The sequence below is a fragment of the Paeniglutamicibacter kerguelensis genome, from assembly GCF_017876535.1.
Classification (GTDB): Bacteria; Actinomycetota; Actinomycetes; order Actinomycetales; family Micrococcaceae; genus Paeniglutamicibacter; species Paeniglutamicibacter kerguelensis.
Genome location: NZ_JAGIOF010000001.1, coordinates 2,074,497 through 2,088,179, shown reverse-complemented (window position 1 = coordinate 2,088,179; position 13,683 = coordinate 2,074,497). Strand labels below are relative to the sequence as shown.

At 65.8% G+C, this 13,683-nt stretch carries 13 protein-coding genes and 1 tRNA gene; 7 read left to right on the top strand and 7 right to left on the bottom strand.

Features of this window, described 5'->3' with window-relative positions; translation table 11 throughout:
- Positions 1-54: 54 nt before the first annotated feature.
- Positions 55-783, bottom strand: coding sequence for a LysE family translocator (locus JOF47_RS09465; protein WP_245356326.1), 729 nt, complete (start codon positions 781-783; stop codon positions 55-57).
- Between the two features lie 235 nt (positions 784-1,018).
- Here JOF47_RS09465 and JOF47_RS09460 point away from each other — a divergent pair, with 235 nt between their 5' ends.
- On the top strand, positions 1,019-1,465 hold the full coding sequence (locus tag JOF47_RS09460) for an Lrp/AsnC family transcriptional regulator (protein ID WP_209997324.1): 447 nt from the start codon (positions 1,019-1,021) through the stop codon (positions 1,463-1,465).
- A gap of 124 nt (positions 1,466-1,589) precedes the next feature.
- Here the strand turns inward: JOF47_RS09460 and JOF47_RS09455 are convergent.
- A tRNA-Arg gene (locus JOF47_RS09455) sits at positions 1,590-1,665 on the bottom strand.
- Positions 1,666-1,858: 193 nt separating this feature from the next.
- Between JOF47_RS09455 and JOF47_RS09450 the strand changes: the two genes are divergently transcribed.
- Entirely contained in the window at positions 1,859-3,112 is a 1,254-nt protein-coding gene (locus JOF47_RS09450; RefSeq protein WP_209997323.1) for an MFS transporter, read from the top strand.
- A gap of 129 nt (positions 3,113-3,241) precedes the next feature.
- The gene (locus JOF47_RS09445) at positions 3,242-5,632 is read left to right on the top strand and encodes an ATP-binding cassette domain-containing protein (protein ID WP_209997322.1); all 2,391 of its coding nucleotides are present in this window, start codon (positions 3,242-3,244) and stop codon (positions 5,630-5,632) included.
- Between the two features lie 17 nt (positions 5,633-5,649).
- Here the strand turns inward: JOF47_RS09445 and JOF47_RS09440 are convergent, their stop codons facing one another.
- Positions 5,650-6,495 carry an aldo/keto reductase gene (locus tag JOF47_RS09440; protein ID WP_209997321.1) on the bottom strand — a complete coding sequence of 282 codons (846 nt, stop codon included), beginning with the start codon at positions 6,493-6,495 and terminating at the stop codon, positions 5,650-5,652.
- 151 nt (positions 6,496-6,646) lie between these two features.
- Here JOF47_RS09440 and JOF47_RS09435 point away from each other — a divergent pair, with 151 nt between their 5' ends.
- The 3 genes from JOF47_RS09435 (at position 6,647) to ettA (ending at position 9,962) form a co-directional block, all read left to right on the top strand.
- Positions 6,647-7,609: a CPBP family intramembrane glutamic endopeptidase gene (locus JOF47_RS09435; protein ID WP_342592751.1), complete on the top strand. Its 963-nt coding sequence runs from the start codon at positions 6,647-6,649 to the stop codon at positions 7,607-7,609.
- Between the two features lie 38 nt (positions 7,610-7,647).
- A complete protein-coding gene (locus JOF47_RS09430) occupies positions 7,648-8,154 on the top strand; it encodes a single-stranded DNA-binding protein (RefSeq protein WP_209997319.1) in 507 nt (168 codons plus the stop codon).
- A gap of 125 nt (positions 8,155-8,279) precedes the next feature.
- Positions 8,280-9,962 carry an energy-dependent translational throttle protein EttA gene (gene ettA, locus JOF47_RS09425; protein ID WP_209997318.1) on the top strand — a complete coding sequence of 561 codons (1,683 nt, stop codon included), beginning with the start codon at positions 8,280-8,282 and terminating at the stop codon, positions 9,960-9,962.
- Positions 9,963-10,032: 70 nt separating this feature from the next.
- Here ettA and JOF47_RS09420 read toward each other — a convergent pair whose 3' ends face one another.
- Positions 10,033-10,917: an acyl-CoA thioesterase gene (locus JOF47_RS09420; protein ID WP_209997317.1), complete on the bottom strand. Its 885-nt coding sequence runs from the start codon at positions 10,915-10,917 to the stop codon at positions 10,033-10,035.
- A gap of 154 nt (positions 10,918-11,071) precedes the next feature.
- Between JOF47_RS09420 and JOF47_RS09415 the strand changes: the two genes are divergently transcribed.
- Positions 11,072-11,731, top strand: coding sequence for a DUF8185 domain-containing protein (locus tag JOF47_RS09415; RefSeq protein ID WP_209997316.1), 660 nt, complete (start codon positions 11,072-11,074; stop codon positions 11,729-11,731).
- A gap of 18 nt (positions 11,732-11,749) precedes the next feature.
- Here the strand turns inward: JOF47_RS09415 and JOF47_RS09410 are convergent, their stop codons facing one another.
- From JOF47_RS09410 to JOF47_RS09400, 3 genes are all read right to left on the bottom strand, one after another.
- A complete protein-coding gene (locus JOF47_RS09410) occupies positions 11,750-12,175 on the bottom strand; it encodes a globin (protein WP_245356701.1) in 426 nt (141 codons plus the stop codon).
- Between the two features lie 236 nt (positions 12,176-12,411).
- Complete coding sequence (locus JOF47_RS09405; protein WP_209997315.1) at positions 12,412-13,092, bottom strand: DNA alkylation repair protein; 681 nt, start codon at positions 13,090-13,092, stop codon at positions 12,412-12,414.
- Between the two features lie 15 nt (positions 13,093-13,107).
- Positions 13,108-13,581, bottom strand: a complete 474-nt coding sequence (locus JOF47_RS09400) for an OsmC family protein (protein WP_209997314.1) — start codon at positions 13,579-13,581, stop codon at positions 13,108-13,110.
- Positions 13,582-13,683 lie beyond the last annotated feature (102 nt).

The following is a 13,683-nucleotide window of genomic DNA, read 5'->3' as shown; positions in this document are numbered from 1 at the left end:
GGCCAGGCCATGAACCCAACGGTTCATGGCCTGGCCTCTGCCGCTGGTGGAGGGTTACTTTCCGACGACCGAAAGCAGGATCTGGAAGGATGCCAGCAGCGTCGGTGCCTGCTCAATCACCAGTACCAGACCAAGCCCGATCATGATCAGGCCGCTGAATAGGGTCACGGCCCGTGCCGCGGTTGGGCGCGAACGCAGCAGCACCCGTGCGCCAATGGCAACACCCGAATAGATGAACACGGAAAGCGTCATGTGGGAAAGCCCGAAGATAGCGGTTTGCGCTGGAACTGAAAGGGCTGCGTCGGGCCGAACGAACTGGGGGATCAGGGCCAGGTAAAGCAGCAGCGCCTTCGGGTTTGTGCCGCTGGTTCCCAGGCCGCGGAAGAATGCCGGGCCAAAGAGGCGTTCCGACGGCTTGCTGGCGGCCTGAAGGGTGGTTGCGCGCGCCTTCAACGCGGTGTCGCCGGCGGCGGCCGCATGGGAGACCGCAACGGAAGCCGTGGCTGCCGATGGCTGCCCGGTGTCCTGGGGCGCGGCCACGGTGAATCCGGCTCCCCGCCAGCTTCGCGCCGTCGAAATGCCGAGCCAGAGCAGGTAGGCCGCGCCGGCCAGGGTCAGCCATGACAACAGCCGGGGCGAGCTTGCGATCAGCGCCGCCATGCCGGCAACGATCAGGATGGTGTGGAAGACGTAACCGGTGCACAATCCGGCGACTGCGGAAACAACGCGGTATCGGCCGAGGCCGGCGGCAATCGCATACGCCCAGTCGGCGCCCGGTGTCATGGCGAGTGCAAACGAGACGAACAAAAAGCCTAGATAAACCTGCGGGTCCACAATGATCCCCTTCTGCTTGGAACTTACTGGGCAAGCTTAGGAAAAATCACGCGAAATGTGCTTGCGGGTTCTTTCGGGTTTTACTCAATCGCGGCAAGAAAATATGAGTCTTGTGTGGAATAGATTGTAAAATCTTGCGTGAGGCATTGATTCATCGATAGAAGCTCGTGATAGGAGCACCAAAGTGGACGGAATTGATCGCGCGATACTGCGCCACCTTCAAGAAGACGGGCGGATGACGGCCACCGCGTTGGCCCAAGAGGTCGGCTTGACGCTGGCGCCGTGCCACAGGAGGCTTCGGGAGCTGGAAACCTCCGGAGTGATCCGGGGCTATCGGGCCGATGTGGACCCGGCGAAGATCAACCTCGGATTCGAGGCGCTTGTGTTTGTCACGCTCAAGGACAGGCAGAACATGAAGGCCTTCGAAATCGAGGTGACAAAGAGCGCCCAGATCGTGGATGCGCAGCGGCTCTTCGGTGACCCGGATTTCCTCCTGCGGGTGGTGGTGGCCGATCTTCCCGCCTACCAGCACTTTTACGATGAGGTGCTCATCGCCCTGCCCGGGGTCGAGAAACTGACAAGCACGATTGTCATGAAAAACCTGAAGTCCGGCGGCCGGCTTCCGATCTAGTGTGCTGGTCGCCCGCAGGGGCTCCAAAGCGACGAAAACATCAAAACCGTGGTCTGAAACAGTGGCCCCGACCTATGAAAAAAGCGGCACCCACCGGAAAATATTGGTGGGTGCCGCTCTGTTTTGGTGCCCCCGGCGCGATTCGAACGCGCGACCGACAGATTAGAAGGCTGTTGCTCTATCCACTGAGCTACGGAGGCAGGCACAAGAATCATAGCCCAATGAACCCCTGAGCTCATATTTCGTCACATGGGGGCGGTGTTGCCCGACACGAGTGCCGGACCTCGGCAAGTGGTTAGTACGGCCGTATGATGAAAGGCAATTAAGTCGCAAACGCAACCGTGCGAGCGCCTGCATCTCCCGATTCTCCCGTCATTACCCGGAAGGTTCCCGTTGCCCAAGCAACAAGCTGCCACAGACAGAATCCTCACCACGAAAAGCCACTCCGCCTGGCGTAATTCAATCTTCGGGATCTTCTTCCTGTGTGGATACGCGTTTGCCACCTGGGTGGCCCGGTTGCCGGCCGTCCGCGAGGAGCTCGCGCTGACCACCGCCGACGTCGGAATCCTGCTCTTCGCAGTTGCCATCGGTTCGATCGGCGGTTTGGCCTTCGCGCCGAACATCCTGGCCCGCATGGGCGTGCGACGCGGGATCGCCACGGGCTTGGTGTCGCTGGGGTTGGCGCTGGCGGCGCTGGGTGCGGTGACGGACCTCACGAGCAATGTCCCTGCCGTCATCCTGATCCTGGTGTTCTACGGATTTGTTTTTAGCGCCACCGACGTGATGATGAACGTCGATGGCGCGGCGGTCGAACGGGCCGTCGGCAAGACGCTCCTGCCCATGATGCATGCCTTCTTCAGCCTGGGAACCATCGTCGGTGCCGTCAGCGGCGCGGCCGCGGCACGGGCGAACATCAGCGTCGTGTGGAACTTCGCAGCCGTCGGCCTGCTGATCATCTTGCTCGGCCTGTTCTTCGTGCGCAACGTGACGCCATTGGAGCCGGCAGGGGAGAAGTCCGCGGACGGGGACACGGCGGGCATGTCATGGATCCAGCGGGTGTTCGGGGTGTTCCGCGACGGGCGCCTGATGCTGATCGGCCTCATGGTCGCGGGCCTGGCGTTCGCCGAGGGATCGGCCAACGACTGGCTCACCATCGCGTCGGTGGATGACCACCACTTCACCGAGGCGGCCGGCGCGCTGGTCTTCGGCACATTTGTCACCGCCATGACCGCCGGACGATTCTTCGGCGGCCCCGTGATCGACCGCTTCGGCCACAAGCGCGCCCTGGTCTTCATGGGCATCCTCGGTCTGGCCGGAATCGCCCTGTTCATCGTTGCGCCGGCACCCTGGGCCGTGTTCACCGGAGCGCTGCTCTGGGGCCTGGGCGGATCCCTCGGCTTCCCCGTCGGCATGTCAGTGGCCGCGGCCCACCCCACCGACGGACCCCGCCGCGTGGGCATCGTGGCGATCTTCGGCTACTCCTCGATGTTGATCGGGCCCCCGGTGATCGGATTCCTCGGAGAGCACTTCGGCCTGCTCAACGCCTTCATCCTGGTCGCAGTGGTGCTCTTCCTGACCCTGCTGATCACCCCGCGGGCCACAAACCCGGAGCGTGCGGCGCGGGCCGCGGCGCAACGCGTCGACTGATCCCCCAAGCGAGCAGTTCTTGAGAAGCCCCGGCGCGCGTGCCGCTCCTAGACTGGACACCGAAACCGTCGCTCGATGCACGTAGGATCGAGTCGGCCAACACCAATCACGCAACACGATGGAGAGACGATGAGCACGTCCACCGACAGCGACACGCAGCAGGCCGAGGCGCACCTTGCCGACAGCCACGACCTGATCCGGGTGCAGGGCGCACGCGTCAACAACCTCAAGGACATCAGCCTGGAGATCCCCAAGCGCCGGCTCACGGTCTTCACCGGCGTGTCGGGTTCCGGCAAGAGCTCGCTGGTGTTCGGCACGATCGCCGCCGAGTCCCAGCGCATGATCAACGAAACCTACAGCGCCTTCGTGCAGGGCTTCATGCCGACCCTGGCCCGCCCCGACGTCGACGTGCTCGAGGGCCTGACCACCGCGATCCTCGTGGACCAGGAGCGCATGGGCGCCAACCCGCGCTCCACCGTCGGCACCGTCACCGACGCCAACGCCATGCTGCGCATCGTCTTTTCCCGGCTGGCGCAGCCGCACATCGGCTCCCCGCAGGCCTACTCCTTCAACGTCCCCTCGGTCTCCGGCGCCGGCGCCGTGACCCTGGAAAAGGGCGGCAAGAAGGTCAAGGAACGCCGCAGCTTCTCCATCACCGGCGGCATGTGCGCCCGCTGCGAGGGCCGCGGATCGGTCACCGACTTCGACCTCACGGCGCTCTTCGACGCAGAAAAGTCCCTGTCCGGGGGCGCGCTCACGGTCCCCGGCTATTCCATGGACGGCTGGTACGGCCGCATCTTTGCCGGCTCCGGCTACTTCGACATGGACAAGAAGCTCTGCAAGTTCACCAAGCAGGAACTCGACGACCTGCTGTACCGCGAACCGACCAAGATCAAGGTCGAGGGCATCAACCTCACCTACGAGGGCCTGATCCCGAAGATGCAGAAGTCGTTCCTGGCCAAGGACGTCGATGCCATGCAGCCGCACATCCGCGCCTTCGTGGAACGCGCCGTCACCTTCACCGCCTGCCCCGAATGCGGTGGCACCCGGCTCGCCGAACATGCCCGCAACTCCAGGATCGACGGGGTGAGCATCGCCGATGCCTGCTCGATGCAGATCAGCGACCTGGCCGAGTGGGTGCGGTCCCTGGACGAACCGGCCGTCGCCCCGCTGCTCGAGGCGCTGGGGGAGACCCTGGACTCCTTCGTCGACATCGGCCTGGGCTACCTGTCCCTGGAACGCCCCTCCGGCACGCTGTCCGGCGGCGAGGCGCAGCGCACCAAGATGATCCGCCACCTGGGCTCCTCGCTCACCGACGTCACCTACGTCTTCGACGAACCGACGATCGGGCTGCACCCCCACGACATCGCGCGCATGAACGAACTGCTGCTGCAGCTGCGCGACAAGGGCAACACCGTGCTGGTGGTTGAGCACAAGCCCGAGGCCATCGCGATCGCCGACCACGTGGTGGATCTGGGCCCGCGCGCCGGGTCGCTGGGCGGGGAAGTGATGTTCGAGGGCACCGTGGAGGGCCTGCGCGCGGCCGACACGCTCACCGGGCGGCACCTCGATGACCGCGCCAGGCTCAAGGACACGACCCGCAAGGCATCGGGCAAGCTGGAAATCCGCGGCGCCGACATGAACAACCTGAAGGACGTCGACGTCGACGTGCCGCTGGGCGTGCTCACCGTGCTCACCGGCGTCGCAGGCTCCGGCAAGAGCTCGCTGATCCGCGGCTCCGTGTCCGGGCACGACGACGTGGTGACCATCGACCAGGGCGCCATCAAGGGTTCGCGGCGTTCGAACCCCGCCACCTACACCGGCATGCTCGAACCGATCCGCAAGGCGTTCGCGAAGGCCAACGGCGTGAAGCCGGCCCTGTTCTCCGCGAACTCCGAGGGCGCCTGCCCCACCTGCAACGGCGCCGGGGTCATCTACACGGACCTGGGCATGATGGCAGGGGTCGCCAACCCATGCGAGGAGTGCGAGGGCAAGCGCTTCGACGCCCTGGTGCTCGAGTACAAGCTCGGCGGCAAGGACATCTCCGAGGTGCTGGCCATGTCGGTGGCCGAGGCCGAGGCGTTCTTCGCCGCCGGAGAGTCGCGCATCCCCGCAGCGCACAAGATCCTTTCCCGCATGCTTGATGTCGGGCTCGGCTACCTGAGCATCGGCCAGCCGCTGACCACGCTCTCCGGCGGAGAGCGCCAGCGCCTGAAGCTGGCCATCCACATGGGCGAATCCGGCGGCATCTACGTGCTCGACGAGCCGACCACGGGCCTGCACCTGGCCGACGTGCAGCAGCTGATGGGCCTGCTGGACAAGCTGGTGGACTCGGGCAAGTCGGTCATCGTGATCGAACACCACCAGGCGGTGATGGCGCACGCCGACTGGATCATCGACCTGGGCCCGGGTGCGGGCCACGACGGCGGCAACATCGTCTTCCAGGGCACCCCGGCGCAGCTTGTCGCCGACCGCTCGACGCTGACCGGGCAGCACCTGGCCGCCTACGTCGGGGCCTAGGAAAGCCCCCGGCGCGTCTAGTGCCCGAACTCCATCGGGGACACGGGTGCGCCGGCGGTCCCGTCCAGCGTGTCGATCGCCAGGACTTGCTCCGGGGTCAGGTCGAACGAAAACACGTCGAGGTTCTGTGCCATGCGTTCGGGGTCGGCGCTCTTGGGGATGGGAACCACGCCGCGCTGCACGTGCCAGCGCAACACCGCCTGCGCCGGGGTGACCTTGTGCGCACGAGCGGCAGCCACCACGGGTTCGGCCTGAAGCAGGTTGTGCTTTCCGCGGCCCAGCGGGCCCCAGGCCTCGGTGACGATGCCGTGCCCGGCATGGAACGCCAGGCGCTCGTCGTCGATCCAGTACGGCGAATGCTGGATCTGGTTCACGTCCGGCACCACGCCGGTGGCGCGGACCAGCTCCTGCAGCTGTTCGGTGGTGAAGTTCGAGGTGCCGATGGCGCGGACCCGGCCGGCCTTCAGCAGCTTGACCAGTCCCTCCCATGCCTCGACGTAGCGACCCTCCGCGGGGTTCGGCCAGTGGATGAGGAACAGGTCCAGGTACTCGACGCCCAGCCGCGTGCAACTGTTTTCCCAGGCGTCGCGGACCCCTTCCACTGAATGCCATTTCACGTTGAACTTCGATGTGATGAACAGTTCCTCGCGCGGCACCGATGTGCTGCCGATGCCCTCGCCGATGCCCGTCTCGTTGTTGTAGTTTTCGGCGGTGTCGATGAGCCTGTATCCGGCCTCGAGCCCGTGCACCACCGCGGCTCCCGCCTGGGCGTCGTCGAGCGGCCAGGTGCCCAGGCCGATCGAGGGCATGAAAGCCCCGTTGTTGAGTTCACGAAGCGGGACTGATGCGTGGTTGTCTGGCATTTGGCCATGCTATGGCACTTTTTCGCCCACCGGTAGGGGGACCGTGCATCCACGCCGGCATACGCCCGAACATCCTCCGAAAGATTGACTGACGTGGGACTGGGCGCATGACAAGCTTGGTCCAGGGCACATGCCGGGGAAGGGGAATGTCGTGGACCAAAACGCCGGGAGGATTCTGGGCTTTGTGCTGATTGCCTTCGGCCTGGGCTGGCTGGCGGCCCTGCCGCTGTGGCTGGGTGACGGGCTGTACGACGACCGCTTTGCGCTGGTTGCTGGCGCCATGATGTTCACCCCGGCGATCGCCGCGCTCGTGATGGTGTTCCTGGTGGAACGGCCCCGTGGCAAGGCCGCCGCACTGGGCCTTTGGCCGCTGCGGCCGGCCAGGCGCTTCTGGGCGTTCATGGCCCTGGGGCTCGTGGTCCCCGTGGCACTGGTGTTGCAGGCGCTTGCCGTCGGTGCGCTGCTTGGTCTGTACCCCGCAGACTTCCGGGACTTCTCCGGCTTCAGGCAGCTGGTTGAAATCCAGCTGGCCATGGCGGGGCAACGGGAATTGCCGATGCCCATCGAAACTCTTGTCGCCCTGCAGTTCGTGAATGTGCTGGCGGGCGCCGTGCTCAACCTGGTCCCTGCCTTGGGCGAGGAACTCGGCTGGCGCGGCTGGCTGCTTCCCAAGCTCATGGTGTACGGCCCGGTCCGCGCGATCCTGGTCACCGGCGTCCTTTGGGGGCTCTGGCACGCGCCGCTGATCCTGCTGGGCTACAACTACCCGCTTGCACCGGGGTGGCTGGGCTTGGCCATGATGACGGGCATGTGCATTGTGGTCGGCGCGATCTTCGGATGGCTGCGCCTGCGCTCGAACTCCGTCTGGCCGGCGGCGCTGGCCCACGGCACCTTCAACGCGGCGGCGGGTTTCTACGTCGTCTTCATCGCGGCGGGCCAAACCGTGAACACCCTCCACGCGACGATCCTCGGTTGGTCGGGGTGGATCATTCCGTTGGTCTTTGTCGTGCTGCTCCTGGTGACCAAACGTTTCGCCCCGGCACCCGGGTTGTCCACATTCCGCACGGAGTCGACGACCGGGCCCGCCGGAACCAACCACACTGGGCAGAAGTAGCAAGAGAGCCTTGCTGCATCAGATCCCTGGAGGGCACCATGACCGACCACCTGACGATTCGCGGTGTGGTGGGCACCGAACCGCGCAACAGCAACGGCACCAGCGGCGCGTCCATCGCCAAGTTCCGGTTGGTGAGCAACGAATGGCGCCAAGACCCCGAGTCCGGCCAATGGATCGATGTACACAGCAACTGGTACACGGTGTCCTGCTTCCGGGCGATGGCGTCGAACATGCTGGCCAGCATCCACATGGGCGACCACGTCGTGGTCTACGGAAAGGTCCAGCTGCGGGAGTTCGACCGTGTCGACGGCACCCGCGGATTCAGCGCGGACATCGAGGCGCTCGCGCTCGGGCATGATTTGCGTTTCGGGGTCAGCAGCTTCGCGCGCGTGCGTCGGCAGGACGGCGAAGACGGACCCGGCCGGGGAGCCCGCGGACGCCACCCGCACGGTGCGGCAGGGGAATCGGACGAGGAATTTCCCGTCACGGGGTGGCCCGAAAACGATGCCGAAACCACAGGTGAAGCCGACACAAACGCCGCATGATGTCAGGCGGCCAAGTCCCGCACATGGGGTCTTGGCCGCCACTGTGCCCAAGAACATGGCATGCCGGCCGAAACTCATCGGCGGAAATTGTGAGTAAGGCTCACTCAGGCACTAGCCTTGAGGACATGGCGGAATTCATTTACACGATGACCAAGGCTCGCAAGGCCGTTGGCGACAAAGTCATTCTCGACAATGTCAGCATGTCGTTCTATCCAGGCGCAAAAATTGGCGTGGTGGGACCGAACGGTGCCGGCAAGTCGACGATCCTTAAGATCATGGCAGGGCTTGATACGCCCTCCAACGGTGAGGCGCGCCTCAGCGACGGATACAGCGTCGGCATCCTGTTGCAGGAACCGCCGCTGAACGAAGAAAAGACGGTCCTGGGCAACGTCCAGGAAGGCGTCGGCGAGATCTACGAAAAGATCATCCGCTACAACCAGATCTCCGAGGAGATGGCACAGGACGGTGCCGACTTCGACGCACTGCTCGAAGAAATGGGCCACCTGCAGGAAGCAATCGACTCTGCCGACGCGTGGGACATCGATTCCCAGCTCGAGCAGGCAATGGATGCACTGCAGTGCCCGCCGGGAGATTCCCCGGTGACCCACCTCTCCGGTGGTGAGCGACGCCGCGTTGCCTTGTGCAAGCTGCTGCTGCAGAAGCCGGACCTGTTGCTCCTCGATGAGCCCACCAACCACTTGGATGCCGAGTCGGTCCAGTGGCTGGAGCAGCACCTGCAGGCATACCACGGCGCAGTTCTTGCCGTGACCCACGACCGTTACTTCCTCGACCACGTGGCCGAGTGGATTGCCGAAGTCGACCGCGGACGCTTGATCCCTTACGAGGGCAACTACTCCACCTACCTGGAGAAGAAGCGCGAGCGCCTCGAGGTGCAGGGCAAGAAGGACCAGAAGCTTGCAAAGCGCCTGAGCGAAGAACTCGAATGGGTTCGTTCCAACGCCAAGGGCCGCCAGACCAAGTCCAAGGCTCGTCTGGCACGCTACGAGGAGATGGCTTCGGAGGCCGAGCGCACCCGCAAGCTGGACTTCGAGGAAATCCAGATCCCCGCAGGCCCGCGACTGGGTTCGGTGGTCATCGAGGCCAAGAACCTCAAGAAGGGCTTCGACGACCGCGTGTTGATCGACAACCTGTCCTTCTCGCTGCCGCGCAACGGCATCGTCGGCGTCATCGGCCCCAACGGCGTCGGCAAGTCGACCCTCTTCAAGACCATCGTCGGCATGGAACCGCTCGATGGCGGCCAGCTGCAGGTCGGCGACACCGTCAAGATTTCCTACGTCGACCAGAACCGCGGCGGCATCGACCCGAACAAGTCCCTCTGGGAAGTTGTTTCCGACGGGCTGGACTACATGCACGTCGGCCAGGTCGAGGTTCCCTCGCGCGCCTACGTTTCGGCCTTCGGCTTCAAGGGCCCGGACCAGCAGAAGAAGGCAGGTGTGCTCTCCGGTGGTGAGCGCAACCGCCTGAACCTGGCACTGACCCTCAAGCAGGGCGGCAACTTGCTGCTCCTCGATGAGCCCACCAACGACCTCGACGTCGAGACCCTGTCGTCGCTGGAAAACGCGCTGCTCGAATTCCCGGGTTGCGCCGTGGTCGTATCGCACGACCGTTGGTTCCTCGACCGGGTTGCCACCCACATCCTGTCCTACGAAGGCACCGATGAGGATCCGGCGAACTGGTACTGGTACGAGGGCAACTTCGAATCCTACGAGGCGAACAAGATCGAGCGCATGGGACCGGAGGCTGCAAAGCCGCACCGCGTCACCCACCGCCGCCTGACCCGCGACTAATACCGGTCAATGCAAAGGCCCGGCCTGCTGGATTTTCCAGCGGGCCGGGCCTTTGTCGTGCCGTGCGGGATCAGTCTTCGCCGGGCAGGCGCAGCATGCCTTCCTGGGCGACGGACGCCACCAGCTGGCCGGCGCGGTTGAAGATGCGGCCGGTGCCCAGGCCGCGGGCACCCGAGGCGCTGGGGGATTCCTGCACGTAGAGCAGCCACTCGTCGACACGGAACGGGCGGTGCCACCACATGGCGTGGTCAAGGCTGGCGACGCTCATGCCGCGGGTGATCCAGGTCAGCCCGTGGCGACGCAGGATCGGCTCCAGCAGCGTGTAGTCGCTCGCGTAGGCCAGCGCCGCGCGGTGCAGCGCGTCGTCGTCGGGCATCGGGGCGGTGGTCTTCATCCAGACGGCGTTCACGGCGCGGCGGTCGGTGGGCTGCTGGAAGTACAGCGGTTCGCCGACGTAGCGGATGTCGAAGGGCCGGTTGAACGCGAACTCCTGCGCCACCGGGTGGTCGATCTCGCCGATCAGGTCGGCGGTGGTCGGCAGCGACTCCGGGTCCGGGATGCCCTCCGGCATGGTGTCCTGGTGGTCCAGACCCGCGGAGTGCTCCTGGAAGGAGGCGATCATCGAGAGGATCGGCACGCCGTTCTGGTAGGCGTGCACACGGCGCGCGGAGAACGAGCGACCGTCGCGCAGGCGCTCCACGCCGAAGGTGATGGGAAGCCGGGCGTCCCCGGCGCGCAGGAAGTACCCGTGCATCGAGTGGATCGGGCGGTCACCCTCCAGGGTCCGGTACGCGGCCATGACGGACTGGCCCAGCACCTGGCCGCCGAAGACGCGGTCGCGGGCCTGCGGCGGGGTATGGCCAACGAAGATGTCCTCGTCGGTGCGGGCTTCGCTGCCTCCCTTGAGGGACAAAAGCTCCAGCAGGGTCTCGGTATTGGTGTTCTGTGTGCTCACGCGGGCTCCCTTGCGCAAAAAGTGATCTGGTTAGACACTATCGCCCCCGGGCCGCGGAATGCCCCTGCCGCGGGACCGACTTGTGGGAAACGTGAAAATTCACACGGGTACCCGCATTGCCGCGCGGCGGCGGCATCGTGAAAGTATGGGAGGCATGGCCAGTGAAACAGTTGTACTGACAGACCAGGAAACCGTGGCGGACCTCGGTACGTTCTTTGCCCGCGCCCGATCGATCGACGACGGGGCGGTGCTGGCCCAGGCGGCTGGGAACGTGCTTGCGTTCTACGTGCCGGTGCTTTTCCCCGAGAACCTGGGCGATGCGGTGCCGACGATCCTGGGCATGCGCGCCGTGGCTCTGGGCGGGCCGGCCAGCGCCGAGGGTGTGTACCCGATCGCGGCGATGACCGACAGGCTGGCGCGCATGGAGGGCAAGTCCCTGGAACTCGTGATGCCGCCGGCCGAAGTGGGTGCGCCCTGGGCCGGGAGGCAGGTGCCGCGCGGCGGCTGGGAGCGTCTTGCGGTGTTGGAGGACGACGTGCTGCTGGCGCGGGCCGCCGAGGGCATGGGCGCAGTGGCCCAGGCGCTGCCGGAAAACGCCGGCAAGCCGGTGCTGGCGACGGTGCGTTCGCGCATTTGGGCGACGCCGATGCGTGACGTGCCGGTGTCGATGCCGTTGGGCATGGCCTTCGGCGCGCAGACCCTGGGCTTCCTGCGCCCCGGCGCATCCTCGGTGCTTTTCGGCTCCGGAGGATGGCTGCGCCTGAGCAGCTCCGGCGGGCACGTGCTGGCCCGCCAGGGCGGCATCCTGGGCTAGAAGGTTGCTAGTCGACTGCTAGTCCGCGGCGTTCACCAGAGAGTGGGCGGCGCGGTCGAAGTAGTCCCAGAGCGTTGTCTCCAGCAGCGGAGGCAGCTCGAGCGAATCGACGGCGTAGCGCATGTGCTTGAGCCACACGTCTCGGTTGTGCGAGTTGATGGTGTACGGGTGGTGGCGCATGCGCAGGCGCGGGTGGCCGCGGCGCTCACCGTAGGTCTTGGGCCCGCCCCAGTACTGCTCCAGGAACAACTGCAGGCGCATCGCGGCCGGGCGAAGGTCCTCTTCCGGGTACATGGAACGGAATTCCGTGTCGGCGGCCACCGACTCGTAGAACTTTTCCGCCAGCTTCGCGAAGGTTTCGCGGCCGCCCACCTGCGCGTAGAACGTGCCCTCGTAGGCGGCCGGGTCGTGGTCGTCGTTGGGGGAGAGCTTGCCCTCGGGCAGGGCGTTGCTCAGCGAGGCGCCGACCGGACGCAGCTGTCCCACGGGCTCGCCGAAGCGGCCGCTGCTGGGCAGCAGCACCGGCTTGGGGGTTTGGATTGCTTCCGGCTGGATGTCGTTCACGGTGGCGTGGGTCCTTTCAGCTGCCGGTTCTCCCCGGCGTCGATTCTTCAATTATCCCCGGTTAACGGGCGCACCGGTGCAGGCTTTCGCGCAGGGCGTGGGCGGGCGGGGGAGAATCAGGCGCCCAGGTGCTTCACGGCCTCGCGCCGCGAGAGACCGCTCATGCGGCCTTGGTGGGCATCGACCCACGTGCGCACCCAGTCCGGGTCGGTCTTGGCGTACTGGCGCAGCGACCAGCCCAGGGCCTTGCGGATGAAGAACTCCGGATCCGCCAGGTTGCAGGCCAGCGCGTAGTCGAGCAGGCCGGTGTCGGTCCTTGTGCCCAGGTGCAGCTGCGCGATCATGGCCATGCGGCGCTTCCACATGAAGTCGTCGGTCGCCCAGTCCCGCAGCATCGGCTCGACGATCCCGGGGTGGGCGAGCAGGGTTTCCCCGTAACGGCGGGAGCAGCCGTCGACGATGTCCCACCAGGCGCCCTCGAGGATCATGCGCTCGTACAGCGGCAGGAAATCGAGCCTGCCCTTGCAGCTGCGGTGCGCGCAGAGTTCCGCGGCCGCGTACCAGTGTTCGCGGTGCGTGGCGTATTCCCACAGCTCGGTGGCGGCTTCCAGCCTGGCCTCGGCGGTGTCCAGGTCGAATTCGAGCGCGAAGTCCTTGGTGACGGCGCGGACCTGGGGGACCCGCACGCCGAGGAACGGCTGTTGGGTTTTCATGTAGGCCTGCTGGCCCGCCGCCCGGCCCTGCTCGATGTGCGGGACGAGCCGTTGGGTGAGCAGCTCGACGGTTCTTCCTGGCACCAAGCCGGGCACTGCCTAGGCTTCCGGGTTCACCGGTGCGTGGTGCACGGGGAAGTTGACGCTGCGGGCGATGAAGCACACCGAGTTGGCTTCGTGGTGCAGGGAGTCGGCCAGTTCGCGCTGGGATTCGTCGGCCAGGGTTACCTTCGGGTGCAGCGTGGCCTCGAGGAACTCGCCGCTGCCGTCGCGGTTCAGCCGCAAGGTGCCCGTGGCGGCGTCGTCGTACCCGGTGACAACCACCCCGTTCTTCACCGCGATGTGCAGGTAGGAGAGCATGTGGCACTGGCTGAGCGCGGCGAGCAGCAGCTGCTCCGGGTTCCAGCGGTCCCGGTCCCCGTGGAACGTCGGGTCCGCGGTGCCCGGGAGGTCGGGCAGCCCGTCGGCGGACACCACGTGGTCGCGGCCGTAGCCGCGGTAGCTGGCGGTGCCCTCGCCGCGGTTGCCGGTCCAGTGGATGGAGACGGAGTAGTTGTGTAAAGCCAGGTTCATGGTTCCATTCTCTTGCACGCCCGGGAAGTCCGCACAATTCGTGACCGATCCGCCGGCATGCGCGATCGGTGCGGACGGTGCGGACGGTGCAGTTCGGGGGAG